Source organism: Kitasatospora sp. GAS204B, assembly GCF_029892155.1.
GTDB lineage: Bacteria > Actinomycetota > Actinomycetes > Streptomycetales > Streptomycetaceae > Kitasatospora.
Window position 1 is genome coordinate 1 of the sequence record NZ_JARZAG010000010.1, and the last position, 24,886, is coordinate 24,886.

The window sequence follows — 24,886 nt, forward strand, 5'->3', positions numbered from 1 at the left end:
ACTACCCTGACCCGAAAACAACACCGCCAACCGACCACCCACCACACCAGACCCACCCACCACCACACCCGACCGCCGCCCCTCCACCAACGCCGCCAGCCCGTCGGCCAGTTGCCCGGAGTCCGCGGCGACGACCACGGCCCGGTGCTCGAACCGCGCCCGGGTGGTGGCCAGCGCGGCGGCCGCCGCCTGCGGGTTCCCGCCCTGCGCCACGGCGGAGAGCACCGGGCCGAGTTGGGCGGCGCGGTCGCGCAGCGCCTGCTCGCTCCGGGCCGAGAGCACCCAGGGCAGTGGCACGCCGGGCAGCGGCACGCCGGGCCCGCCCGGCTCGGTCGCTTCGGGCGCCGACTCCGGCTCGGCCGGGGCCTGTTCGAGGATCAGATGGGCATTGGTGCCACTGATCCCGAACGAGGACACCGCCGCCCGCCGCGGGTGATCGGTCTCCGGCCACGCGGTGGGCTCGGCCAGCAGCGCCACCGCTCCGCTCTGCCAGTCCACTTGGGTCGAGGGCTGCTCGACGTGCAACGTCCTGGGCAGTACCCCGTGCCGCATCGCCTCGACCATCTTGATCACCCCGGCCACCCCCGCCGCCGCCTGGGTGTGCCCGATGTTGGACTTCACCGACCCCAGCCAGAGCGGCAGTTCGGCCGACCGGCCCTGACCGTAGGTCGCCAGCAGCGCCTGCGCCTCGATCGGATCACCCAGGCTCGTCCCGGTCCCGTGCGCCTCCACCGCGTCCACCTCACTCGCCGCGAGCCCCGCCCCGGCCAACGCCTGGCGGATCACCCGCTGCTGGGAGGGGCCGTTGGGCGCGGTGAGCCCGTTGCTCGCCCCGTCGGAGTTGACGGCGGAGCCGCGGACCACCGCGAGCACCCGGTGCCCGTTGCGGCGCGCGTCCGAGAGCCGCTCCAGCAGCACCATGCCCGCGCCTTCGGACCAGGCCGCACCGTCGGCGCCGTCCCCGAAGGACTTGCACCGCCCGTCCGGTGCCAGCCCGCGCTGCCGGCTGAACTCCACGAACACCGCGGGCGTGGCCATCACCGTCACCCCGCCCGCCACCGCCAGCGAGCACTCGCCACCGCGCAGCGCTTGCGCCGCCAGGTGGAGCGCGACCAGCGAGGAGGAGCAGGCGGTGTTGACCGTGACGGTGGGCCCCTCCAGGCCGAAGGTGTAGGCGATCCGCCCGGACGCGACGCTGCCGGCGCTGCCGGTGCCCAGGAAGCCCTCGTACTCGGCCGGTACGGGGTTGATCCGGGAGGCGTAGTCGTCGTACATCACTCCCGCGAAGACGCCGGTCGTGCTGCCGCGCAGCGCCGCAGGATCGATCCCGGCCCGCTCCACCGCCTCCCAGGTGGTCTCAAGGAGCAGCCGCTGCTGCGGGTCGGTGGCCATCGCCTCGCGCGGGCTCATGCCGAAGAAGTCGGGATCGAACTCGGCAGCGTCGTACAGGAATCCGCCCTCGCGGGTGTAGACCTTGCCCGGCGTGCCCGGGTCCGGGTCGTAGAGCGCGTCCAGATCCCAGCCCCGGTCGGCCGGGAACTCGCCGATCGCGTCCCGGCCGTCCGCCACCAGCTGCCAGAAGTCCTGCGGGGAGCACACCCCACCGGGAAAGCGGCAGGCCATGCCGATGATCGCGATCGGTTCGCCGGGATCGAGGGCTGCCGCCCTCGACCCGTCGGCGGCCGCGGTGTCCGGCTCGGTGCCGCAGAGCAGCGGCAGCAGGTGGCCGGCGAGCGCCGCCACCGTGGGGTGGTCGAAGACCAGGGTGGCGGGCAGCGCCAGTCCGGTGGCGGCGCCCAGCCGGTTGCGCAGTTCCACGGCCGTCAGCGAGTCGAAACCGAGGTCCTTGAAGGCCCGGTCGGCAGCCACCGCGTCCGGCGTGTCGTGGCCGAGGACGGCGGCGACCTGACCGCGGACCAGGTCGGCGAGGACCTGCGGGCGCTGGGCGGCCGGCCGGGCGCCCAGCCGCTCGGCCCAGCTCGAGCCCGTCGAGCCCGCCGGGCCGGCCGGGGTACGGGTGACCGGCAGCAGGCCGCGGACGACGGGCGGCAGCACGCCCTGCTCGACCAGCCGGCGCAGCACGCCCACGTCCACCCGGGCCGGGACCGTCACGGGCGCGCCGGACAGCAGCGCCGCGTCGAACAGCGCCAGCCCCTCGCTCGCCGACATCGGCACCAGGCCGCCGCGGGTCAGCCGGGAGCGGCCCCGGCTGCCCAGCTGCCGGGTCATGTCGCTGTCCAGTTCCCACAGACCCCAGGCCAGCGCGGCGGCCGGCCGGCCGATCGCCCGCCGGTACAGCGCCAGCGCGTCGACGAAGGCGTTGCCGGCCGCGTAGTGCGCCTGGCCGGCGGAGCCGAGCACGCCGGCGGCGGAGGAGAAGAGCACGAAGGCCGACAGGTCCGCGGTGGCGGTCAGTTCGTGCAGGTTCCAGGCGGCGTCGGCCTTGGGCCGCAGCACCCGGTCCAGCTGGTCCGGGGTCAGCGACTCCAGCACGCCGTCGTCGAGGACACCGGCGGCGTGCACCACGGCGGTCAGCGGGAACCGGTCCGGGATCCGGGCCAGCAGCGCGGCCAGCGCCTCGCGGTCGGCGCAGTCGCAGGCCTCGACGGCCACCTCGGTGCCCGACTCGGCGAGTTCGGCGACCAGTTCGGCGGCGCCGGCCGCCTCGGTACCCCGGCGGCTGACCAGCAGCAGCCGCCGCACGCCGTGCGCGCCGGCCAGATGCCTGGCCAGCAGTGAGCCGATGGCGCCGGTGCCGCCGGTGACCAGCACCGTGCCGGTGCCGAAGTCGACCGGCCCCGCAGGCTGTTCACCGCCATCGGGGGCCGTCGCGAGCCGGCCCAGACGCGGCACCAGGACGGCGCCCGCGCGCAGCGCGACCTGGGGTTCGAGGCAGCCCAGCGCGGCCGCCAGCGCCGCCCGGTCGTCCGGGTCGAGCTCGTGGCCGAGCTCCTGGGTGGGGTCCAGGTCGGCGTCCAGCAGGGTGAACCGGCCCGGGTGTTCGGCCTGAGCGCCACGGAGCAGGCCCCACAGGGCCGCGCCGACCAGGTCCGCCGGCTGCTCGCCGCGGACCGAGACCGCGCCCCGGGTCAGCACCACCAGCCGCGAGCCGGCGAACCTCGGCTCGCCGAGCCACCAGCGCAGCAGGTCGAGGGTCTCGCCGACGGCGGCCCGCACCCGCTCGCCGTCCGGCTGCCCGCCGCCGAGCCGGACCGCGACCACGGCGGGCGCCCCGGCCAGCGCGCGCAGCGCCGCCGCGCCGTCCACCACCACCGGCTCGGCGACGGCCGCACCGGCCGCCGCCGTGACCCAGTCCAGCCCCAGCAGCGAGCGGGAGGTGTCCCGCAGTCCGGCGGCCGGCAGTGCCCGGGTCCGCAGCGCCTCGACGGTGGCGACGGGCGCGCCGGTGGCGTCGGCGAGGTCGAGCGTGACGGCGTCCTCGCCGCGCGGCACCAGTCGCACCCGCAGCGCGGCCGGGCCGCCGGCGTGCAGGGTCACCCCGCTCCACTCGAACGGCAGCCGCACCTGGCGGGCGTTCGCCGCCAGCGCCTCCACCGCCAGCACGTGCAGCGCCGCGTCCAGCAGTGCGGGGTGCACGGCGAAGCCTGCGGCCTCGGTCGGCTCGAGCGGCGGCGCGATCTCCGCGAACAGCTCCTCGCCCCGCCGCCAGGCCGCCCGCAGGCCCTGGAACGCCGGACCGTACGCCAACCCCCGGTCGGCGAGCAGCTCGTAGGGGTCCAGCAGCTCGACGGGCCGCGCGTCCGCCGGTGGCCAGCTGTCCAGCCTGGCCGGCGGCCGCTCGGCGATCGGCGGCGTGAGCAGGCCGTCCGCGTGGCAGGTCCACGGGAGATCCGCGCTGTCCGGATCCGTGCTGTCCGGATCCGCGCTGGCCGCGCCGCCACGGGCGTTGATCGTCACGGTCCGCCCGCCGCCCGGGCCCGGTGCGCCGACGGCCACCTGTACGGCCACGCCGCCCTCGGCCGGCAGCTCCAGCGGGGCCCGCAGCGTCAGGTCGGCGATCCGCTCGCAGCCGGTGTGCCGGCCTGCCTGGAGGGCGAGTTCGGCGAAGGCCGTACCGGGGAAGAGCACCTGGCCGGCCACCGCGTGGTCGGCCAGCCAGGGGTGGGTGCGCAGCGACAGCCGCCCGGTGAGCACCAGCCCGCCGTCGGCGAGTTCGATCGCGGCGCCGAACAGCGGGTGGGCGACGGCGGCCTGGCCGAGCGCGAACGCGTCGCTGGGCGCCTGGGTGTCCTCCAGCCAGAAGCGCTCGCCCTGGAACGGGTAGGTGGGCAGCGCGATCGGCGGTCCGGGCCGCTCGCCGAAGGTCGCGGTCCAGTCCAACTGCACTCCCCGGGTGTGCAGTTCGGCCATCGCGGTGGCCAGGCGGGACAGGCCACCGTGGTTGCGCCGCAGGGTCCCCACCGCGACGCCCCGCACCCCGGCCGACTCCAGCGTCTCCTGGACCGCCGCGGTCAGCACCGGGTGCGGACTGACCTCGATGAACGTGGTGCAGCCGCCGGCCGACAGGGCCCGCACCGCCTCCTCGAAGCGGACGGTGCCGCGCAGGTTGCGGTACCAGTAGTCGGCGTCGAGCTCGGTGGTGTCCGCCACCGGCGCGCCGGTGAGTGTGGAGCAGAACGGGATCAGCGCCTGTCGCGGCGTCAGCACTCCGATCAGCTCGGCGAGTTCGTCCTTGAGCGCCTCGACGTGCGGGGTGTGCGAGGCGTAGTCGACCGGGATCCGACGGGCCCGCAGCTCGGCCTGCTCGCAGTGCGCCATGAGTTCGTCGAGCGCCGCCGCCGCGCCCGCCACGATGGTCGTGCCGGGGCCGTTGACGGCGGCGACGTGGATCCGCTCCGTCCAGGGCGCGATCAGCTCGCGGGCCGCCGGCTCAGGCAGCGGCACCGAGACCATGCCGCCGGTCCCGGCGAGCGCGGCCAGCGCCCGGCTGCGCCGCGCCACCACCTTGGCCGCGTCCTCCAGGCTGAGCGCCCCGGCGACGCAGGCGGCGGCGATCTCGCCCTGGGAGTGGCCGATCACGGCCGCGGGCGTGACGCCGCGCGAGCGCCACAGCGCGGCCAGCGACACCATCACCGCGAACAGCGCGGGCTGCACCACATCGACCCGCTCCAGCGAGGCGGCACCGGGCTCCTCGCGCAGCACCGCCAGCAGCGACCAGTCGGTGTGCGGGGCGAGGGCCGCCGCGCACTCCCGGATCCGCTCGGCGAACACCTCCGAGGTGTCCAGCAGTTCGGCGGCCATCCGCGGCCACTGCGAGCCCTGGCCGGGGAAGACGAAGACGGTCTTCCCGGTCGGCCCGGCGGCCCCCTCGACCAGGTTCGCGGCGGGGCGGTCCTCGGCCAGCGCCCGGATCCCGTCCAGGAGGCCGTCGCGATCGGCCGCCACCACCGCGGCCCGGTGCTCGAAGGAACTCCGGGTGGTGGCCAGGGCGTGGCCCAACTCGGCGACGCCGAGCTCTGGTTCGGCGCTCACGAAGGCGTACAGCCGGGCCGCCTGGGCGCGCAGCGCGGCGGGCGTCCGGGCCGACAGCATCAGCGGGAGCGGCTGCGCGTCGGGCGCGGGACCCCCAGCCCTCTGCTCCGCAGGCTCGTCGACCGGTGCTTCGGCGAGGATGACGTGCGCGTTGGTGCCGCTCATGCCGAACGAGGAGACGGCCGCGTGGCGTGGCCGGCCGCGCTCCGGCCAGTCGGCGGCCTCGGCGAGCAACGACACCGCGCCCGCCGCCCAGTCGACGTGCCCGGAGGGCCGGTCCAGGTGCAGCGTCCTGGGCAGCGTCCGGTGCCGGATCGCCTCGACCATCTTGATCACCCCGGCCACCCCCGCGGCGGCCTGGGTGTGCCCGATGTTGGATTTGATCGAGCCCAGGAACAGCGGCGCGTCCGCGGGCCGGTCGCGGCCGTAGGTGGCGAGCAGCGCCCGCGCCTCGATCGGGTCGCCGAGGGTGGTGCCGGTGCCGTGCCCTTCGACCACGTCCACCTCGGCCGGGGCGAGCCGGGCGTTGGCCAGTGCCTGGCGGATCACCCGTTCCTGGGACGGCCCGTTGGGCGCGGTGAGCCCGTTGCTCGCGCCGTCCTGGTTCACCGCGCTGCCGCGGACCACGGCCAGCACCCGGTGCCCGTTGCGCCGCGCGTCCGAGAGCCGCTCCAGCAGCAGCATGCCCACGCCCTCGCCCCAGGCGGTGCCGTTCGCGCCGTCGGCGTACGACCGGCAGCGCCCGTCGGGAGCCAGCCCGCGCTGCCGGCTGAACTCGACGAACGCGGTGGGCGCCGCCATGACGGTGGCGCCGCCGGCCAGCGCCAGGTCGCACTCGCCCTGACGCAGCGCCTGGCCGGCCAGGTGCAGGGCGACCAGCGAGGAGGAGCAGGCGGTGTCGACCGTGATCGCCGGGCCCTCCAGGCCGAAGCTGTAGGCGATCCGCCCGGAGGCGACGCTGGTCGTGTTGCCGCTGGCCAGGTAGCCCTCCAGGTCGGCGGGCTTGTGCTGGACGCGCGAGACGTAGTCGTTGTAGAAGACGCCCGCGAAGACCCCGGTGTTGCTGCCGCGCAGCGAGCCGGGTTCGATCCCCGACCGCTCCAGCGCCTCCCAGGAGACCTCCAGCAGCAGCCGCTGCTGCGGGTCGGTGGCCAGCGCCTCGCGCCGGTTGACCCCGAAGAACGCGCTGTCGAACAGGTCCGCGTCGTGCAGGAATCCGCCACTGCGGACGTAACTCTTGCCCGGCTGGTCGGGCGTGGGGTCGTAGAGGCCCTCGAGATCCCAGCCGCGGTTCGTCGGGAACGCGCCGATGGCATCGGTGCCGCTCGCCACGAGCCGCCACAGGTCCTCGGGAGAGCGGACGTCACCCGGGAACCGGCAGGCCATCGCGATGATCGCGATGGGCTCGTCCTCGGCCGACTCGGCCTCCTCCAGCCGCTGCCTGGTCCGGTGCAGTTCGGCGGTGACCCACTTCAGATAATCGGTGAGCTTCTGTTCGTTCGTCATCGTGGCTCGGCTTCCTGCGAGTTTCCGGCGAGCGGGCAACGGACGCGGCTGGCAATGCTGACCGGTAATCGTCGACCGGGTTCTTAAAGCAGGCCTAAACGCACTCCTGATCCGGCACGGTCCCGAATCCGCGCTCCGGGCCGTCGGCGCCGGATCCGCCGAAGCGTCCGGTATCCACCGGTTCATCCCGCCGCACCCGGAACGGCTTTGGGCCGGCTTCAGCCGGCGGACAATACTGGTGAGACGGTTTCGGCGGCGATCGAGCCCGGTCACCGCCGCAGGGAGGCTCCTTGACCCACGAAGGAAGCCGCGCCTAGCATCTAAACCGGTCATAAGGCAACGCTCAGCTTTGACGGGGGATCATGAGTCGTCCCGGGGGCCCTTCACCAACCGTGGATCTGTTACGGCAGCTGCACCTTTGCCGAACCTTCGCAGAATTTTCGCCCGGGCAGCCGGAATCCACCGACGCACTTTGTCAGCCCATGACGTTGCCAGGCCGGCGAAGCCGGACGGACACCCGTTCGCAGACGGCCGGTAGCGCGTCGCCGGCCACTCGGGCGTCGTCCGTCACGGCGGCGAACACCGGCACGCACCCGGCCGCGAAGGTGCGCACCGATGCCTAGGGCCGCCGCACGGATCGAGGCCTCCCGGCGACCGGCCGTCCGCCGCGCGGAGTTGCGCTCCGTCCAGTCGGCCCTGGAGCGGTTACGCCACGGCGACGGCGGCATCATCGAGATCTCGGGGGACCCGGGCTCGGGCAAGACCCGGCTGCTCGCCGAGGCGAAGCGCGCGGCCGAGGAGCTCGGCCTGGCCACGCTGAGCGGCTGTTGCGCCGAGGCGGAGGAGCAGACGCCGCTCAGCGCCTTCGCCCCGATCGTCGGCAGCCGCCTGATGGCCGAGGCCATGCGCGACCCGGCCGCACTCCCCATAGGCCCGTTCCCGCTGGCCGCCACCGCCGCACCGCAGCCCGCGCGGCCACGGCCGAACGCCATCCCCGAACCCTTCGACACCCGACTGCGCGCCCGCCTGCTGCTGGCCCGCTGCGCCCGCGACGGGCTGGTCCTGCTCCTCGACGACTTCCACTGGGCCGACGCCTGCTCGGTCGACGTGGTCGAACACTTCATCCGCAGCCCGCTCGACGCGCCGCTCCTGCTGATCCTCGCCCACCGTCCGCGCCAGAGCGCCCCGCGGATGCGCGCCGCGCTGGCCCACGGCATCGAGATGGGCACGGTCGAACACCTCCGGCTCGGCCCCCTGACGCTGCATCAGTCCGCCGAGATCCTGGACCTGCCGGCCGACCACCCGCAGTTGCACCGGCTGCACCGGGTGAGCACCGGCAACCCGTTCTACCTGCTGGCCCTGGCCGACCACCGGACCTGCGCGGCACCGCCGACCGATGGGGCCAGCGGTCCACCCGCCTGCTCGCCCGCCCCCGCGCCCGGCGACTGTGCGGCCCGGCTCACCGCCGACCAGACGCCGCTGATCATCGGCGAGCTGGCCTCGCTGGGAGCCGGGGAGATCGCGGTGCTGTCGGCCGGCGCCGTTCTCGGCGACGGCTTCGACTGGGCCACCCTGTCCACCGTCGCGGACCTGCCGCTGGACGAGACCGCCCGCGCGATCGACCGGCTCGCCGGCAAGGACCTGCTCCAACACTCGAGCTGTGGAAGCAGGCTGACGCTCCGTCACCCTGCCCTGGGCACCCTGCTGCGCGAGGACATGACGTCGTCCTGGCGGGCCGGCGCGCACCGTCGGGCGCTGCGACTGCTGGTCCGGCGCGGGGCGCCGGCCGCGGAACTGGCCGACCACCTCGAGTTCCTGCTGGACACGATCGGCCTCGACGACCTCGACGTCCTGGAGCGCGCGGCGCGCGACGCGCTGTGGTCGGCGCCGAACCTCTCCATCCGCTGGGCCAAGGCGGCGCTGCGCATCCTGCGGGAGCCGACCGATCCGGACCGGCACTACCTGCGGCTGACCCAGACGCTCGGCTACGCCCTGGCCTTCTCCGGTCAACTCACCGAGAGCAGCCACCTGTTCCGGAAGATCCGGCCGCTGTTGCGAACCGTGCCGGCCCGGGTCCGGCTGCCCACCGTGGCGCTGCACGCGATGGTCGAGAGCCTGCTCGACCACCGCGCCGAGGCGACCACGCTGCTCGCCGAGGAACTGGCCGCCCTGCCGCCACGGCCGCCGGTCGAGGCGGTCGGACTGCACGTCGTCCAGGGGCTGGTGGGCCTGCTGGCCGGCCGGGCCCCCGAACCCGCCCAGGTCCAGGCGGCCGTGCGGATCGCCGCCCAGCACCACGACTGGCTCGCCGAAGGGGGCACGCTGGCGCTGCGCGGCCTGGCCGAGGCCATGGCGGGCGAGGTCGAGGTCGCCGGGCAGAGCCTGTCGTGCAGTGCCGCGCTGCTCGACGGCTTCTCCGACCAGCGCCTGCGCGACCACCCGGAGTACCTCGCCCTGCTGGGGCGCGCCGAGTTGTTCATCGGGCGGTTCAAAGCGGCCAGGCGGCACTTCGAGCGTGGCGTGGTGCTGCTGCGCTCCCCCGGGCACCAGTACCTGCTCCCGGTCATGCTCATCGGTCTGGCGAGCAGTTGCCTGCGCACCGGTCCACTGGAGCAGGTCCGCAAGGCGGTGGACGAGGCCCAGGAGATCAGCCTGCGGATCGGCGCCAACCGGCTGTACGGCAGCACCCTGGCCCTGCGGTCGATCGAGCGTGGCTGGGCCGGTCCTGACGGCAGCCGGGCCGCGCTGCGGATCGCCGAGCAGGCCGTCAAGGCCGCGCCGCCGAACTCCGACCGCTGGGGCCTGGAGAGCGCTCTGGTGCTGGCCCGCGCCGCCCGCCTGGACGGCGATCCGCAGCGCTGCGTCAGCACGCTGCTCGACGCGTTCGGCGGCCCCGAACTGCCCGAGCTGCTCGCCGTGCTGCGCCCGTCGTGCTTCGAGCTGCTCGCGGCCGCCGCCGTCGAGTCCGGCCAGAACGCCAACCAGTGGGCAGTCGCGGCGCGGGCCGCCGCCGCCGCCCTGCCGGGGCCGTCCTGGGCCTCCTACGCCCTCGCGGCCCAGGCGCACGGCGCGCGCGGCTCGGGCCACCTCCCCTGTGCCGCACAGCTCTACCAGGAGGCCGCCGGCGGCTTCGGCCAGGCCGAGCTGATCGGTGACCAGGCGCGGATGCTGGCGCTCGGTGCGGCCTGCCTGGCCGCCGCCGGGCAGGCAGGCCAGGCCGACAGCCTGACCGCGGCGGCCGACCGCTCGGCGCTGCGCTACGGCACCAAGGCGATCGTCGTGGCCGCTGCGGTGGTCGAGCAGCCCGCCCGACCACCGCAGCGGCCACCCGCCGCGCCGCCGGAGCAGCCGCCACGCGAGCTGCTGTCGCCGCTCACCAAACGCGAGCGCGAGGTCGCGGGCCTGGCGAGCACCGCCATCCGCACCCGGGACATCGCCAAGGCGCTGGGGCTCAGCCCGAAGACGGTGGACGTCCACCTGACCCGGATCTACCGCAAGCTCAATGTCAACTCGCGCCTCGAACTGGTACGAAGAATGGGCGAGTTGGAGTGATCAGCGAGGTCCGTGGGAGTCGTGGGAGCGGTTCTGGCCGCGCGCGCTCAGCAACCGCAGCACGGCGCCCAACGCGGCGGTCCGCGGGCCGCGCACGCCGTGCATCCGCAGCACGGAGAGCAGCGCCCACAGCCGGGTCTCGGCGACGTGCCGGGGTGCGCCGTGCACGTCGTCATGCTCGACCAGTCGCAGCCGGCGGGCGTGGTCGCGCAGCAGCCGGACGTCCGCCGCCGGGATGATCTCGTCGCGGCGGCTCGCGCTGTAGGCGATCGGGATGTCCAGGTCGGCGATCAGCGCGGGTTCGAGCGCCCACGGCGCCAGCAGCTCGGGCAGTTCGTCGACCCTGGCGCCGGTGAGGTGGGCCAGCGTGTCCGCGGTGATCCGGGGCAGCCGCGCCAGCCAGTCGGCGTCCGTGAAGAACGCCTTGACCGGGGCGCCGGCCGTCACCACGCCGCGGATCCGCTTGTCCTCGGCAGCCGCCCGCAGCGCCAACTGGCCGCTGAAGCTGAGCGTGACGGTGTACACCGTGTCCACCTCGGCCCGGTCGGCGACCGCGTCGATGATCCGCGGCAGCAGTTGCCAGCTGTCGCCGTCGAAGCGCAGCGGGTTCTCGCCCACCCCGGGCAGCTCCAGGACCACGCCGGCCATCCCGAACCGGTCCAGGGCGCCGAGCGCCGGGGCCCACTGCTCCTTGCCGCTGACGATACCGCCGCACAGCAGCACCAGCGGACGCGGCCGTTCGGCGGACAGCCCGCTCGCCCAGCAGGCCACCCGGCCGCCCGGCAGCGCCACTTCCAGCCGCTCGAGGGACCGACCGGCCGCCCAGCCGGCGAAGGACTCCAGCGAACGCCGGTGCGCGAGCGCCCGGGCCGGCCCGTCCACGTAGGGGAAGCGCGCCATGTTGTAGTGCCGCAAGGCCGCCAGCGGCCGGCCGCGTTCGCGCAGCGCGTCGCCGTGCCGCGTCCACTCGGTGCTCCACGAGCCCGGCCGGCCGTCCTCGTCGGTGCTGATGCCGGCCAGGATCCGCTCGCAGTGCGCGATGCGCTGGGCGCGGGCGTGGGTCTGCGCGAAGTGCTTCAACTCCCGGACGTCGTTCACGCGCCGCCCCGGCCTGACGGCTCCTCGGCGAGCCCGCCGGCGACCGCTGCAACGGTCCGCCCGGTGGCCGGCGGCGGCGCCGACGGCTGCTGCGGCTGCGGCTGCGGCTGCGGCTGCGGCTGGGCGAAGTCCTGCAGCCCGTCCCGAAGTTCCGTCAGGACGTCCGCGGCCTCGGCACCGTCGATCACCCGGTGGTCGAAGGCCAGGCTGAGCCGCAGCACCGGCGCGATGGCGAGCTGTCCGTCCCGGACCACCGGCCGGTCGACGACCCGGCCGACGCCGAGGGTGACCGTGGTGCCGCCCACCGAGTGGAAACCGTCCACCGCGCGGTGCCCGAGCGAGCTGACCGCGACCGTGCCCATCCGGCGCCGCCGACCGCCCAGCGGGCGGATCCCGGCGTTGAAGGCGGCCGCGCCGAGCGGCCACGGCAGCCGCTGCAGCGCCCGGGTCGGGGCGAACTCGGGCATCGTCTGCGGATCGCCGTCCCGGTAGTGGTCCACCTGGGCCTGGATCTGCGCCAGGGTGGCGGCCTGGACGCCGGGCAGCAGCGCCGACAGCACGACCCGGCGCCCGTCGAGCGTCTTGTCGAGAGCCAGTTTGGCGTCCACCGAGTCGTAACGGGCGAGCCGCGGGCGCAGGCGGCCGCGCAGGGCAGCGTTGGCGTCCGGGTGCGCGGCGAGCACCCGGCCCGTGGTGTGCAGCAGATAGCTGACCCACGAGTAGTGCAGCCCGGCTTCGGCGGCGGCCGCCCGGTGCGCGCGGACCGCCGTCAGGTCCACCTCGGTGTCCAGGTAGACCGGTGCGAAGTCCCGCGCGTACTCCAGGAAGCGCAGGGTGTGCCGGCGCTGCCGGGGCAGCGGCTCGATCCTGGTCACGCCGGCACCGCCAGCCGGTAGAGCGAGCCGAGGCTCTGCGCCTGGAGGACGTCCGGGAAGGAGATCGTCCGGCCGGTCTCCCGTTCCAGGACGGTGACCAGTCGCAGCATGTGCAGCGAGTCCCAGCCCGGTACCTGGTCGAACCCGAGCTCCAGGTCGGCGCGGGTCACCGGCAGGCCGATCTCGTCCCGGATCAGGACCACGAAGTCCTCGGCGCTGTTCACGGTCGCATCCCTTCGAAGTTCTCGGTGAGCCGCAGGTTCGCGGGGGTCTCGGCGATCTCGGTCAGCTCGTGGCGGAAGACGGTCACGCCATCGCGCTCGGCGGCAACGGCGGCATCGGCGTCGCGGTCGGCGATCTCGACGAAGCCGTTGCGCGGGTAGAACGCCTTGACCTTGGCGTTCTTGGCCGTGGGCCGGTAGCCGGCCTCGACGGCCCGCACGCCGCTGTCCCGTGCGTGCCGCAACACCGCCGCCAGGCAGGCGCCCTCGATCCCCCGCGAGAACACCCGGCAGCTGAGCAGGAAGTTGTCCAGGTACCCGGTGTCGCCCTCGCGCCGGTAGAAGACCGCGCCGACCAGGCCGTTGTCGCCGAACCGGTCCGCGGCCTGGATGGCGAGCACCAGGTGGTCCGGGCTGCCGGCGAGCCGGCTGACGTCCGCCGCCTGCAGTCGGGTCGTCGTCAGGTTGAACTGGTTGGTGCGCAGCGTGAGTTGCGAGACGCGGGCGATCTGCTCGGCGGTCACCGTGCCCAGCCGCACCTCGATCCGCAGTTCGCGCAGGTAGTCCTCGATGCTGGAGAAGCTGGTGAGGAAGTCCTGACGGGCCAGCTCCTCGCGGTACTTGACGGTCCGTCCGCGATCCTCGCCGGTCAGCTCGCGCACGGCGAACCAGCCGTCCCGCAGCACCGCCCCGACGTGCTGCGCCGGGTCCTGACCGAGCTGGACCACCGCGACCTCGGGCAACTCCCGGCGCACCAGGCCGCACTCGTACGGGCTGTCGTCGACGAAGACGAAGCTGTCCGTACCGAGATTGAGCGCTTGGGCGAGCGCCTTGATGTTGTCGTGCTTGGGTTGCCAGTTGGCGATCACCCGGACGAAGTCCTCCTCGCGCAGCACCATGTCGGGATGCTCGCGCAACACCTGACGGACCGGTTCGAGGTCGTTCTTGCTCACCGCCGCCAGCAGCACACCCTGCGAGCCGAGTTGCTTGACGACCTGCTGGAACCGGTGGAAGGCCTCGCCACGGTAGCCGTCCGCGACCTCGATGCCCTCCGCGCCGTCGTCACCGAGGATGCCGCCCCACAGGGTGCCGTCCAGGTCGAGCAGCAGGCACTTCCTGGTCCGCCCGGCCACCTCGCGGGCAACCGCGCCCACCTCGCGGGCGTAGCCGGCCAGCAGCTGCGGTGACAGGTGGGCCTTGGCGTAGACGCTCATCCGAGGGTCACGGGCGGGAACACCATCGGCCAGGATCGGGTCGAGGTCGACGACCAGCAGACCGGGGTGCCGCTCGCCCAGCCGCAGCAGCCGGGCCGCCGCCTCGTGCCAGACGGCGGCCAGCTGCGCGCGGGACCGGTCGGCCACCAGCTGCGCGGTCGTCTCCCGCAGCAGCGGAAGGGTGTTGACCACCAGCGTCTTTCCGCCGGCCTGCTCGAAGGAGGTGGCCAGCCGGTCGACCAGCGCCACCTTGGCAGCCAGCACCCGTTCGGCATCGGCCGGGCTCCAGGGCACCGGTAGCTCGTCCAGCACCACGAAGGGGTCCAGCAGGCAGAGCGCGAGGTCGGGCGCGAAGCGGTACAGCTCGCTGTCCGGATCGGTCAGGTCGAAGACGTAGCTGTCGAAGTCGGCCAACTGCGGGCGCAACAGCAGGCCGTGCCGGGCCAGCTCCGCCGTGAGCGCGGGCACCAGGGCGGCGAGCGTGCCGTGCCCGGTGATCGCGATGCGCACCACGGGCTGCGCCGGATGGTGGGCCAGGACCTCGTCGACGTCGAGCCTGGCGAGCAACTGCCCGAACCTGGGCAGCAGTTCGTCCGGCACCTCGTGCAACAGCCCTTGCACCAAGTGGTATTCGGCGGTGAGCCGGCCCTCCCGGTTCAACCGGCCGAGGGTGTCCTGGGCCGTGGTCGCGAGTTCGGTGTCGGTCATCGCCTCAGGCCGCTTCCAGCACGAATCCGGACTTGATCCACTTGCTGGACTCCACCGCGACGGCCACCGCCCGCTGCCCGGACGACATCCGGGACAGCATCCGCTCCAACTGGAAGAAGGGCAGCGCGTTCGCGGTGTTGCCGGTCTCGCCCACGCAGCTCACCTCCTCGGCCCGCGGCAGCGCGAGGTGCTTCACGATCCGGTCCGTCATCCGGACCGACAGCTGCGGCGGCAACAGGTAGTCGAGGTCCGCCGGCTGCCACCCCTGGGCCTCGATGAGCTCGGTCAACGCCTGCGCGGCGAGCGTCGGCACGTGCTCCTCGATCGCCTTGAAGTCCTCGTGCAGTGCGGGCCGTTGCTCGTGCCGGTCGCCCATCCCGAACCACTCCACGATCTGCCCCGGCGCCCGGCCACGACCGACGAACCGGACCAGCACCCGGCGCAGCAGCACGCTGCCGGCTGCCGGGTCCGCGGTGAGCACCAGGGCACCCGCGCCGTCCCCGAAGAGCACGGTGTTCACCAACTCCCCCGGGGACAGGGTCTCGAACTCGACACCGAGGTCCACGTGTTTGGCGCAGACGTCCCCGCCGAGCACCAGCGCGGTGCGGTGCCGACCGGTCAACAGCATCTGGTGGGCGACGTCCAGGGCCTGCATCGCCCCCGTGCAGCCCGACTGCAGCTGGTAGGTGGCGACGCCGTCGATCCCCAGCCGGTCCGCCACCACGTTGACGGTGGTCGGCAGCAACGAGTCCGGCATCGAGGTGCCCATCACCACCAGGTCGACCTCGCCCGGCGCGACGCCCGCCGCCGACAACGCCTTGCGACCGGCCGTCTCCGCCAGGTCGGCGAGGCTGAACCGCACCTCGCCGGTCTCCAGGTCCATCGCGAGATGCCGGGTACTGGTACCGATGAAGGTGTCCACCCAGCTCTCGAACGTTCCGCCGGCCCGGAGCGTGCGGCCCAGCGTGGCATTGTCGATCGGCGGGCCCGGAAGCGCGGTGGCGACGGCGGCGACACCGATGTCAGAGGCGGCCATTGTGCTCCTTTCAGGAGTCTCCACGGGCCGGACGAGATCCGCAGCCGACCGGAGACGGCGTCTGAGCGGGATCCGCGGCACCCGTCGTGTGCGGCCATCGTGCGGACGGTGCGCAAAGCGGCCCTAAAGCCGCTCTGCGCACGCGACCGCCGCCCGCCGGACGGCCGGCCGACCTGCGCTCAGCCGGACATCCGGACGAGGCTGCTGCCGAGGTCGTCCTCGGCGGCCAGGATCGTCTGGTGCAGGTCGCGCAGCTGCCGGCAGGGTTCGATCCCCAGGTCGCGACGGAGCACCTCGCGCGCCCGCCGGTAGACCTGGAGCGCGTCCCCGCGCCGCCCCACCCGGTACAACGCCGCCATCAACCCCTGGTAGAACGCCTCGTGCAGCGGGTGTTCGAGGATCAACGAGTAGAGCAACCCGATGAGTTCGTGGTCCCGACCGAGCGCCAGGTTCGAGGTGACGTTCAACTCGACGCACTCCAGCTGAAGTTCCTCCAGCCAGGTGGCGAACCCGCTGACGATCCGCCCCTCCTTCAGCCCGCCGAGCGCCGGGCCGCGCCACAGCGCCAGGGCCTGGTCGAAACAGCCGACGGCCTGCTCGTAGCGCTGCGCGCGGGCGTGGCCGCGCCCCTGGATGGTGAGCCGCTGGAAGATCTGGAAGTCCAGCTCGTCCTCGCCCAGTTCCAGCAGGTACCCGGACGATCGGGTGACGATCGGACTGCGCTCGCGATCCCGACACGGCAGGAAACCACGCAGTTGTGAAATGTAGACGTGCAGTGCCGCCGTGGACCGGCTCGGCGGCTTGTCCCCCCACAACTCGTCGACCAGTTGATCCTTCGTGACCACCTGACCGGCCCTGATCAGCAGTGTTGCCAGGAGAATCTCCTTCTTCCTGGCACTCAGCGCATGAACCCCGCCATCCCCCATGACACGCAACGAGCCCAGGAGTTCGTATCGCACTTTCCCCCCTTGAAACCGTGCACTAACACCCGAGTAACATACGGCGAAACAAGCCGCTTGAATGCGTCGCAATCACGCTTTAGCAGCCTGCAAGAGCCGCGGGGTCGGCAGCAATAGGGGAAACTACCTACGGTTCGACAGCCGGACGGCCACCCTCCGGCCAGGCGTTGACGAAGCCGCCGAACCTGTGACGCAGAGCACATGACGTCCGCCGCCCCGCCCGCTCCCAGTCAAGAACGGGGTTAGCACTCCTTAAGCAGCGGCGCCGACGCTGCCAGGCGACCACCTCGGGCGCACCGCGACCTCCGCGACCGGGCCGGCGCCGAGTTGGGGAGGGAACCCACCACATGCCTTGCCGCCACCGGGCGCGGCGCATCGCCCGCCTCCTGCTCGCCGCCCTGCAGCCACTCGCGATCCACTGGGGCTGCTGGACCCCCCTGCCGCCGCCGAACCTCCCTCGCCGCGGCACCTCGCCCCTGCACCCCGAGGAACTGCGCCCCGACCTCCCGCTGACCCCCACCGAACGCGCCCTCAATCATCAACTGCGCCACCTGGACCGCTGACGCCCCGTCACCACGGCGGCCCGTCCCAGGCGCTCAGGGCACGCAGGGGCGGGTCTCGGTCCAGTCGACCAGCAGGCGGCGCTCGGCGAAGAACCACCCGCCGTCCCGCTTGACGAATTCGTCGAGGTAGCGGATGGACGCGATCATGATGGTGCGCTCGGCGTCCGCGCCGGACGAGATGTGGTGGGCCAGGCAGTAGCTCTCGCCGCTCGCCCGATCACCGTCGAGGGAGACCGTGCTCTGGCCGTTGAAGTGGGTCGTGGCCCGGTAGGAGTTGAGGTTGTCGAACACCGGGGCGAGAGCTTCCCGCCCGTGCAGTTCCTGGGTCGGCTCGGCCGCGGTGGCGTCCAGGTGGACCAGGAACCGGGTGTCTTCGGTGAACAGGGCCATCTGACCCTTGGCATCCCGGCGGTCGGCGCAGTGCGCGTAGGCGTCGATCAGCTCGCGGATGGCCAGCCGGTCGGCGGCCTCCTGTGCTGAGATCGAGCTGTGAGCGGACATGCCTGCTCCCATCATGGTTGAACCTTCAAGCCAAGTTCTCAGGCCAGGCCGAGCTGGGCGGCGATCACGGAGCCCTCCGCGTAGCAGTCGAAGCGCTTGATCCTGCCGTCCACCAACTCGAACACGTCACAGCAGGGGGCGTCCATGCGCTTGCCGGTCGGCGGGACGGTGCCCGACGGCAGCTCCAGCGGGCCGAGGTGGGTGCCCTGCAGCCGTAGCTGCACGATGACCATGTTGTCGACCGCATAGAACCGGCCGAGCTCCCGGTGCATGTCGGGGAACGCCTTCGCGTAGACCTCGACCGTCCTACCCAGCTCCTCCGCGCCGCGATAGGTGTGCGGGATGGACTCGTCCGTGAAGGTCCCGTCCTCGGTGAAGGCCGCGACCCACGCGGCGACATCCTTGTCCTCGGCGGCCTGGTAGGCGTTACGAATGATCTTCTCGTTGTCCAGTGACATCTCGGTTCTCCTGGTTCGTGCGGTCGGCACCGCTTGCCAATGGAGGCACCTGCCCTCTCAATCACTTTAATGCTCAAGTCATGAGAACGCGCAAGAGCAATACGCCGATTGCCACGTGCACAAGGTGAACGACTCGCCCGCGCGCTCAGCGCGCGGGCGAGTCGATGCGCCGCAGGATGCGCTCGGCGTCCTGGCCGAGCCGGCGCAGGCGCTCGCCGGACAGGTTGTCCACCACGAGGTGGCGTACGTAGGCCACGTGGCCGGGCGCGGCCGACTCGAGCTTGCTCATGCCGGCGGGCAGCAGGATGGCATTGGTGAAGCGCCCGTCGACCGGATCCGCTTCGCGCCGGACGTAGCCCCGGCGCTCGAGCCGCTTCACCAGGTGCGACAAGCGGGACAGCGACGAGCTGGTGTGCTCGGCCAGCACGCTCATCCGCAGGGTCCGCGCAGGAGCCTCGGACAACATCGCCAGAGTCATGTACTCGACCATGCTCAGATCCGCATCACGCAGCAACTGTGCGTCGATGGCCCACGGAAGCCGGGTGATCAGGCGGACCACCGACATCCATGACGCCAGTTCGGCGGACGTGAGCCACAAGTCGGCGTGCTCGTCCGCCTGCGGCGACGGCTCGGGCGTGGTCATCCTGCGAGGCTATCAGCGCGGCGTGGCGCGGGCGCGGCGCCTCGGAACGCACCGCCTCAGGACCCGCTCCGCAGCCTGTGCTCGATGTGCGGCGGGGTGACGAGGGTCCGGTCGGCGATGGCCTCGACGAAGGCGGCCGTGATCGGGTCGGGGCGAACCCGGGTGTAGACCGACAACGGTCGCAGGACCGGCGGGTCGGGTCGCAGCAGGGTGCCTTCGAAGCGCGGTGGGATGTTGTTGCCCGGGATGAGCGCGAGGCCGAGGCCGGCGAGCGCGAGGTTGAGCGCGGTGGGGCTCTGCTCGGCGCGTACCGCTACGCGCGGCGTGAATCCGACGGCGTTGCAGGCGTGGTCGAGGATCTCGGACAGGCCGCTCTGCGGGGTGAAGTGGATCCATTCGTGCTCGGCGAGGTCGGCCAGCCGGATCCGGTTGGTGTCGGCGGGCAGGTCGGCGTCGCTCGCGGCCACGATCAGGAACTCCTCGGTGCCGATCTCGCGGGTGGGGCCGTCCCAGTTCGGGGGCGTGGGGCCGACCGCGAGGTCGGCGTTGCCGGCCTCCATGGCCGCGACGAGGTCGTCGCTGTGGCGGAACTCGACGAGCTGGACGCGCAGTTCGGGGTAGTTGCGACGCCAGGCGCGCAGTGCGTGGGGCAGGACGCCGGTGCTGATGGAGTAGAGGGTGCCGACGTGCAGCTCACCGGTCGCGATGCCGTTGGCCCGGCGCCCCGCGCTGCCGGCCCGCTCGGCGTGGGCGAGGCTCGCTCGCGCGTGCGGCAGGACGGTGCGGCCGGCCGGGGTCAGGCGCACCCTGCGCGGCAGGCGCTCCAGCAGCGGACCACCGAGTTCGCGCTCCAGGGCCTGGATCTGGTGGGAGAGGCCCGGCTGGCTGACATGGAGCAGCTGGGCCGCTGCCGTGAACGACCCCTCGTCGACCACCGCAACGAAGTACTCGAGTTGACGCAACGAAACTGCCATGCACTCAGGTTATCACCGTAAGAACAGCCATTTGTTGGACGAATGGCGCAAGAAGGCGCACCATGATGTGCAGATGGCGACCAGTCAGTATCTCGACCTACGGCGGAAGTTCAGATATGCGCAATATTCGAGTGCTCTGCCTCCACGGCTATCACGGCAGCGGCCGCGTGCTGCGTGAGCAGATGGCACCCCTGACCGACGGCCTGCAAGATACCGTGGAATTCGTCTATGTGGATGCCCCGTCATTGGCCACCGGAGACTTCGGCTGGTGGCACCATGAGTTTCGCGGCTGGGAGCGCACCCGGGACTGGATGGTCGACCTGTTCGAACAGCAGCGCCCCTTCGACGGCGTCTTCGGCTTCAGCCAGGGCGCCGCACTCGCCTCGCTGCTCGTGGGGATGCGCGATCCGCACGGGCGCGTCGACGAACGCCCGCCCGTCGCCTTCGAGTTCGCGATGATGGTCGGCGGATTCCGCAGCGACTCGTCCAAGCATGCGGGGCTGTACGCCGCCACCGAGCGGTACCGCCTCCCGTCCCTGCACATCATGGGACGCTCCGACACCATCGTCCCGATCGGCGACTCACGGGTGCTCGCCGAGCAGTTCAGCTCCCCCACCGTCCTTGAGCACTCCGGTGGCCACGTCATTCCCGGCGCTCCGTTCATTCGCGACGAGGTGACGCGCTTTCTCCACCGCATGGCCGCATGAGGACCCACCAGAACACTCCGACAAGCCGACAGACAAGGACATCAGAAGTGATCCGCACCAGGTTCAAGTTCGCCGCGACCGCCACCGCTCTCGTCGCGACCGTGTGCGCCGTGGCCGGCTTCACCGGAAGCCAACCCGTGCGAAATGGTGAGCAGTCCACCGTCTCCGCGCAGCGGACGGACCGGGATCGTCCGAACCCGTACGCGTACCTGAAGAAGGTCCCCTCGTTCCGCCTCTCCAGCACGACCGTGCGCAACAGGGAGCCGCTTCCGACGCCGCAACTGTCGGGCGTCTTCGGCGTCCCGGGTGGAAAGGACATCTCACCGCAGTTGTCCTGGTCCGGCTTCCCCGAGCGCACCCAGAGCTTCGTCGTCTCGATGTACGACCCCGAGGCCCCCACCAGTAGCGGCTTCTGGCACTGGGTCGTCGCCGACCTCCCCGCCACGACCCACTCCCTGCCGGAGAACGCCGGCGCACCCGACAGCACGGACCTTCCCCCCGGAGCGTTCCAGCTCAACGGCGACGCCGGCACGCCCCGCTACATCGGCGGCGCCCCGCCGGCCCACTCCGGCGTCCACGACTACTACCTCACCGTCACCGCGCTCGACATCCCCAAGACCGGCCTCAACTCCGCCACCAGCGGCGCTCTGCTCGGTTTCACCATCAACAGCCACACCATCGCCCGGGCCACCTTGGTCTGCCCGACCAGCGCCGGCCCGGAGCAGTAGAGCGGATGCCGGGAGGCTCCGACGGCAGTGCGGCTCTTCGGGCCGTACCACCGTCGGCGTCGTCCCGGCGTGCTCGACCCGCTGCTCGCCGACATGCGGCACCCGCACGAGGGCATCACCGCCCACCCGGCGAACACGCTCAGGAGTCCTGAGTGAGTTTGTCCTGGAGCAGAGCGTGGCGGAACTGGTATCTGGGCCCCTCCGCCCGTAGCACCTGGCGGTTGTAGGCATCTTCCAGGAAGCGCATGCCACGGCCGGGGAACGCGCCTTGGAGACGCCACTGGAGGAACAGCAAGGAGCTGCGCCAGGCGTCGGAACTGGCGATCGTGACACATATTCCGCAAGGAACGGCGATACCGATCGTCTGGAACAGTGCGGCGACGAGGTCCTTGTTCCACATGAAGGCCTCGCGCAGACCGAACCCCAGGCCGACGCAGAGTCCGAACAGCACTCCGAAGACGATGGCCCGGCGGCGCTCCTGCCTCCAGACGGCATGCCGGCCGCTTCGTATGGCCACCTGGTAGGGAAGTCGCGCGGCTCCGATGATGAGGGAGACCATGAGCGTGCCCCACAGTCCGTTCAGCGGGCCTTCGACCGGATGGAGTCCGTGGGAGATGCCGTGCGGGAATGCGTATCTGAAGCCCAGCGGCAGGCCGCCGGCGACGGCGCCGGGGAGCAGGGGCAGTCTTGAGTACAGGGCCTTCCAACGTGACCACGCGGTCCGTCCGGGAGCCGGGTGGACACGTATCGCGGTCATGCCGGCCACGGCGCCGGCTCCGGTTCCGGCGGCGAGGAAGACCGCGGCTGCCGCCGCGAGGTCGTGGGTGGTGTTGAAGCAGTAGTCGCCGGACAGCATTCCGATGACGACCCCGACGATCGTTGCTATCCCCGGGTTGAAGCTCAACCGCCGCCTGCTGTCGTTGGCGAACCGCCAGCCGAGTCCACCCGGTCTGGAGTCGCGCAGTTCCGAGGCCGCCCCTGCCGCCAGGCCGATGACGACGCCCAACGCCGCCCCGACCAGAGCCCCGCTGCTCGCGCCACCGAATCCTTGAGTGTCGAAACCGCCCCAGCCGTAGCACAGGGCGCCGCCGAACGCTCCGGCGAGCGTGCACACGATGCTGAGCATGACGATCCTGGGCAACGCCCGCGCCCACCGCGGCAGATACCGCCAGTCAAGGCTGTAGGTGCCGTGCTCCGCCATCGTGGCCGCGAGATAGCTCAACCACCGTCGAGCCTGCGCCGCCTTGTAGGGGACCGGGTCGGAGAACTGCTGTGGCTGGTAGGCGATGCTGATGAACCGGTCCAGGAGATAGGCCATGACCTCCTCGGTGGTCGTGAACCGGTCCCGGTCCAGCAGATCGGTGAGGGCGTCGGAATGGGGGAACGCATCGCGGACCAGCGTGAGGCCCAGCGGTATGTCCAGGGCGCGGGAGAGGGCACTGTCCGGCTGGTTCCTGAGGTGGTCCATCAGCCGTTCCCACGGTTCGGGCGCGGGTTCCACCTGGCAGCGCCGCAGGTACTCGGCAGCGTCCGCGCCGGGAATCGGTGCCAGTTCCAGCACCGCGGCACCGGGCAGGTGACCGGCGCGGATCGTGTCGGTGAATTCGTCGGTGCGCGCGAACACCATCACCCGGGATTCGGAGTGGTGACCGATTCCCTTCAGGGCGGCCTGGCGCAGTCCGGGCTCCAACTCGTCGAATCCGTCGAGGAAGAGCGCGACCCGACCATGCTGCACCAGCGTGGCGGGAATCCTGCGTCCGTACTTGCGCTGCTTCAGGAAGGGATAGTCCTCGGCGAGTCGGGCGGCCGCCCAGTCGGTCAGGGTTTCACGACTCGCGTCCCATCCGCTGACGCTCAGCAGCACCGGGACCGGCACCTTGGCGCGCTCGAACGCGTTGTCCAGTTCGCTGCGGTGATTCAGCGCCTCCAACACCGTCAGGAGCGCCGCCTCGGACTTGCCGCTGCCCGGGCGGCCGAGCAGAGCGACGCGGCCCGAGGGCAGTCCGCCGTAGACCCGGAGCAGGTCGACCAGCTCACCCCCACCCAGAGTGCGGGAGTCCGTCACCGGAATGCCGGGCAGCGGTGCGAAGGGAACCGAGCCCTCGGAGTCCCCCAGCGCCGCCACCATCGGGCCGGCAAGCCCGCGGCGAGACCACCGCCACCGCACCGGTATCGGCGCGGGGGCATACAGCTTCCGGTCGTGCGCGGCCTGCTTCCACTGCTGATGCACCTCGTGCATCAGTGCGTCCGCCGCGGCATCCAGCGGCGGTGCCCCGCCTGCCAGTGCAAGGTGGCGCAGATCGATCCGGTCGACCGGCAGGATGACCGACCCGATGGTCGACTCCCGGTCAACGCGGGCCCTGTCCTTGGGATTCACGCTCCGGGAAAGCCGCGCCGGTTCGGCCGGCGGGATCGGCTCGATGCGCGCAGGCGGCTCGGGAGGTCCGGTCGGACGGCCCCGTTCCTCGGCCGGGTCCGCTGTCGGTGCCGCGGTGTTGCGAGCGAAGGCGTAACTGGCAGCGTGATTGCTCACGCGGCTTCGGGGCTCGGGCTTGCCGTCGCGTACCAGCCCGTCGGCGACCCGGTCGAAGATCGGGCCGAGTGTGAGTGCGGCAGGCTGACCGGGGATGCCGCGTTCGATGACGTCAGCCAGGTACTTGGTGAAGTAGGTCTGTGGTGCGGGGATGTCGGCTGCCGATTGGAACCAGGCCGTGTAGGAGGCGCCGCTGGCCATCATCAGGTAGAAGCCCGCCGAGCGCGGTAACTCTGCTTGCTGCGGTCCCAACGTGTTCCGGCCTGCGGCCAGTTCGGCGTAGCAGCAGTCCACGATCGCGATCTTCGTGGCCGCATCGCTGGACCGGAACGCCCTGCGAACGGCGTCGAAGGTGAGACTGGTGCTGGTCCGCAGGTAGGCGTCGTCGCTCGACTCGGCCAGTGCGAGGCAGAGTTCGTCGTCGTTGTCGTACTGGCCGTGCCCGACGTAGTAGAACAACGCGACGTCCGCTGCCTGGTGAAACCACCGAGTCAGCTGCTCCGGCAGGTCACCCGGCCTGCTCTGGTTGCGGACGACCAGGATGCTGTCCTCGGGCCAGCCGCCGCACAGCGGGCCGGCCAGCAGCGCCCGCATCCGGTTCAGGCTGTGCTCGGCCGCAGGCACGGCGCTCAGATTCCGGTACTCCCAGGTGCCGATGAGGACGGCTCTGGACCGGGAGAAGTCGCCGTCCAGGGCATCAGGCATCGCCGAACCACTCGTCAAGAGCAGGCTTCACCTCGGCTGCCCACGCGTCCCCGACGGCGTTGGTCCTGTTGATCGTGATACTGCGCTCCCCCGACGTCACGGTCACCGTGATGTCCGAGCGGCGGGACCGGATGAAGTCCGGCAGAGCCTTGATCACGACCGCCAGCACACCACTGCTGCCGGCCAGAACTTCCAGGATGTCCCAGGCTCCCTGTTCCCCGGGGCCGGGCCGACCCGGGAGCTGGACGACCTCCGCGCCGGACACCCGGCGCAGGTGCTCGCGAAGCGACCGCAGCTCAGCCGGGTCCGACACCGCCAACGCGATCGCGCGCTGCTGATGTGAGCTGTGCTCAACCGCCATGATGTGCCCCCGGATTGGTGCGACAGACCTGCGCCGACCATTGTCACAGGA

Annotated in this window: 17 protein-coding genes; 4 read left to right on the top strand and 13 right to left on the bottom strand. The window is 72.2% G+C overall.

What is annotated here, in order from left to right:
* Window positions 1–6,999 (bottom strand): type I polyketide synthase (locus P3T41_RS15600; RefSeq protein WP_280690442.1); only part of this gene is annotated, 6,999 nt, incomplete at its 3' end.
* Window positions 7,000–7,614: 615 nt separating this feature from the next.
* Between P3T41_RS15600 and P3T41_RS15605 the strand changes: the two genes are divergently transcribed.
* The gene (locus P3T41_RS15605) at window positions 7,615–10,551 is read left to right on the top strand and encodes a LuxR family transcriptional regulator (protein ID WP_280690443.1); all 2,937 of its coding nucleotides are present in this window, start codon (window positions 7,615–7,617) and stop codon (window positions 10,549–10,551) included.
* Here P3T41_RS15605 and P3T41_RS15610 read toward each other — a convergent pair whose 3' ends face one another.
* The 6 genes from P3T41_RS15610 to P3T41_RS15635 all read right to left on the bottom strand — a co-directional run bounded on the left by P3T41_RS15610 (window position 10,552) and on the right by P3T41_RS15635 (window position 16,629).
* Window positions 10,552–11,649: an alpha/beta fold hydrolase gene (locus tag P3T41_RS15610; RefSeq protein WP_280690444.1), complete on the bottom strand. Its 1,098-nt coding sequence runs from the start codon at window positions 11,647–11,649 to the stop codon at window positions 10,552–10,554. It abuts the gene before it with no gap.
* A complete protein-coding gene (locus tag P3T41_RS15615; RefSeq protein ID WP_280690445.1) occupies window positions 11,646–12,524 on the bottom strand; it encodes a 2-oxo acid dehydrogenase subunit E2 in 879 nt (292 codons plus the stop codon). The genes P3T41_RS15610 and P3T41_RS15615 overlap by 4 nt, the downstream gene beginning before the upstream one ends.
* Window positions 12,521–12,748 (bottom strand): acyl carrier protein, encoded by a 228-nt coding sequence (locus P3T41_RS15620; RefSeq protein WP_280690446.1) that lies wholly within the window; start codon window positions 12,746–12,748, stop codon window positions 12,521–12,523. Before P3T41_RS15620 ends, P3T41_RS15615 begins: the two co-directional genes overlap by 4 nt.
* A complete protein-coding gene (locus tag P3T41_RS15625) occupies window positions 12,745–14,667 on the bottom strand; it encodes an HAD-IIIC family phosphatase (RefSeq protein WP_280690447.1) in 1,923 nt (640 codons plus the stop codon). The genes P3T41_RS15620 and P3T41_RS15625 overlap by 4 nt, the downstream gene beginning before the upstream one ends.
* Window positions 14,668–14,671: 4 nt before the next feature.
* Window positions 14,672–15,703, bottom strand: coding sequence for a 3-oxoacyl-ACP synthase III family protein (locus P3T41_RS15630; protein WP_280690448.1), 1,032 nt, complete (start codon window positions 15,701–15,703; stop codon window positions 14,672–14,674).
* A gap of 179 nt (window positions 15,704–15,882) precedes the next feature.
* A complete protein-coding gene (locus P3T41_RS15635; protein ID WP_348533663.1) occupies window positions 15,883–16,629 on the bottom strand; it encodes an AfsR/SARP family transcriptional regulator in 747 nt (248 codons plus the stop codon).
* A gap of 380 nt (window positions 16,630–17,009) precedes the next feature.
* On the opposite strand from P3T41_RS15635, the gene P3T41_RS15640 reads away from it, so the two are divergent.
* Window positions 17,010–17,225, top strand: a complete 216-nt coding sequence (locus P3T41_RS15640; RefSeq protein ID WP_280690450.1) for a DUF6059 family protein — start codon at window positions 17,010–17,012, stop codon at window positions 17,223–17,225.
* A 33-nt stretch (window positions 17,226–17,258) separates the two neighbouring features.
* Here P3T41_RS15640 and P3T41_RS15645 read toward each other — a convergent pair whose 3' ends face one another.
* The 4 genes from P3T41_RS15645 to P3T41_RS15660 all read right to left on the bottom strand — a co-directional run bounded on the left by P3T41_RS15645 (window position 17,259) and on the right by P3T41_RS15660 (window position 19,801).
* A complete protein-coding gene (locus tag P3T41_RS15645; RefSeq protein WP_280690451.1) occupies window positions 17,259–17,726 on the bottom strand; it encodes a nuclear transport factor 2 family protein in 468 nt (155 codons plus the stop codon).
* Window positions 17,727–17,764: 38 nt separating this feature from the next.
* A complete protein-coding gene (locus P3T41_RS15650) occupies window positions 17,765–18,184 on the bottom strand; it encodes a nuclear transport factor 2 family protein (protein ID WP_280690452.1) in 420 nt (139 codons plus the stop codon).
* A 145-nt stretch (window positions 18,185–18,329) separates the two neighbouring features.
* Complete coding sequence (locus P3T41_RS15655) at window positions 18,330–18,827, bottom strand: MarR family transcriptional regulator (protein WP_280690453.1); 498 nt, start codon at window positions 18,825–18,827, stop codon at window positions 18,330–18,332.
* 56 nt (window positions 18,828–18,883) lie between these two features.
* Entirely contained in the window at window positions 18,884–19,801 is a 918-nt protein-coding gene (locus P3T41_RS15660; protein ID WP_280690454.1) for a LysR family transcriptional regulator, read from the bottom strand.
* A gap of 116 nt (window positions 19,802–19,917) precedes the next feature.
* Here P3T41_RS15660 and P3T41_RS15665 point away from each other — a divergent pair, with 116 nt between their 5' ends.
* Together P3T41_RS15665 and P3T41_RS15670 are read left to right on the top strand one after the other, a co-directional pair.
* Window positions 19,918–20,508, top strand: a complete 591-nt coding sequence (locus P3T41_RS15665; protein ID WP_280690455.1) for a hypothetical protein — start codon at window positions 19,918–19,920, stop codon at window positions 20,506–20,508.
* Window positions 20,509–20,555: 47 nt separating this feature from the next.
* On the top strand, window positions 20,556–21,236 hold the full coding sequence (locus P3T41_RS15670; protein WP_348533656.1) for a YbhB/YbcL family Raf kinase inhibitor-like protein: 681 nt from the start codon (window positions 20,556–20,558) through the stop codon (window positions 21,234–21,236).
* Window positions 21,237–21,375: 139 nt separating this feature from the next.
* Here the strand turns inward: P3T41_RS15670 and P3T41_RS15675 are convergent, their stop codons facing one another.
* Together P3T41_RS15675 and P3T41_RS15680 are read right to left on the bottom strand one after the other, a co-directional pair.
* On the bottom strand, window positions 21,376–24,474 hold the full coding sequence (locus P3T41_RS15675; protein WP_280690456.1) for a caspase family protein: 3,099 nt from the start codon (window positions 24,472–24,474) through the stop codon (window positions 21,376–21,378).
* The gene (locus tag P3T41_RS15680) at window positions 24,467–24,835 is read right to left on the bottom strand and encodes a hypothetical protein (protein ID WP_280690457.1); all 369 of its coding nucleotides are present in this window, start codon (window positions 24,833–24,835) and stop codon (window positions 24,467–24,469) included. The genes P3T41_RS15675 and P3T41_RS15680 overlap by 8 nt, the downstream gene beginning before the upstream one ends.
* Window positions 24,836–24,886: the final 51 nt, after the last annotated feature.

Coding starts and splice junctions, on each gene's coding strand:
- P3T41_RS15605 (WP_280690443.1), top strand. CDS start 7,615: ATGCCTAGGGCCGCCGCACGGATCGAGGCCTCCCGGCGACCGGCCGTC.
- P3T41_RS15625 (WP_280690447.1), bottom strand. CDS start 14,667: ATGACCGACACCGAACTCGCGACCACGGCCCAGGACACCCTCGGCCGG.
- P3T41_RS15630 (WP_280690448.1), bottom strand. CDS start 15,703: ATGGCCGCCTCTGACATCGGTGTCGCCGCCGTCGCCACCGCGCTTCCG.
- P3T41_RS15635 (WP_348533663.1), bottom strand. CDS start 16,629: ATGGGGGATGGCGGGGTTCATGCGCTGAGTGCCAGGAAGAAGGAGATT.
- P3T41_RS15640 (WP_280690450.1), top strand. CDS start 17,010: ATGCCTTGCCGCCACCGGGCGCGGCGCATCGCCCGCCTCCTGCTCGCC.
- P3T41_RS15645 (WP_280690451.1), bottom strand. CDS start 17,726: ATGTCCGCTCACAGCTCGATCTCAGCACAGGAGGCCGCCGACCGGCTG.
- P3T41_RS15650 (WP_280690452.1), bottom strand. CDS start 18,184: ATGTCACTGGACAACGAGAAGATCATTCGTAACGCCTACCAGGCCGCC.
- P3T41_RS15655 (WP_280690453.1), bottom strand. CDS start 18,827: ATGACCACGCCCGAGCCGTCGCCGCAGGCGGACGAGCACGCCGACTTG.
- P3T41_RS15660 (WP_280690454.1), bottom strand. CDS start 19,801: ATGGCAGTTTCGTTGCGTCAACTCGAGTACTTCGTTGCGGTGGTCGAC.
- P3T41_RS15665 (WP_280690455.1), top strand. CDS start 19,918: ATGCGCAATATTCGAGTGCTCTGCCTCCACGGCTATCACGGCAGCGGC.
- P3T41_RS15675 (WP_280690456.1), bottom strand. CDS start 24,474: ATGCCTGATGCCCTGGACGGCGACTTCTCCCGGTCCAGAGCCGTCCTC.
- P3T41_RS15680 (WP_280690457.1), bottom strand. CDS start 24,835: ATGGCGGTTGAGCACAGCTCACATCAGCAGCGCGCGATCGCGTTGGCG.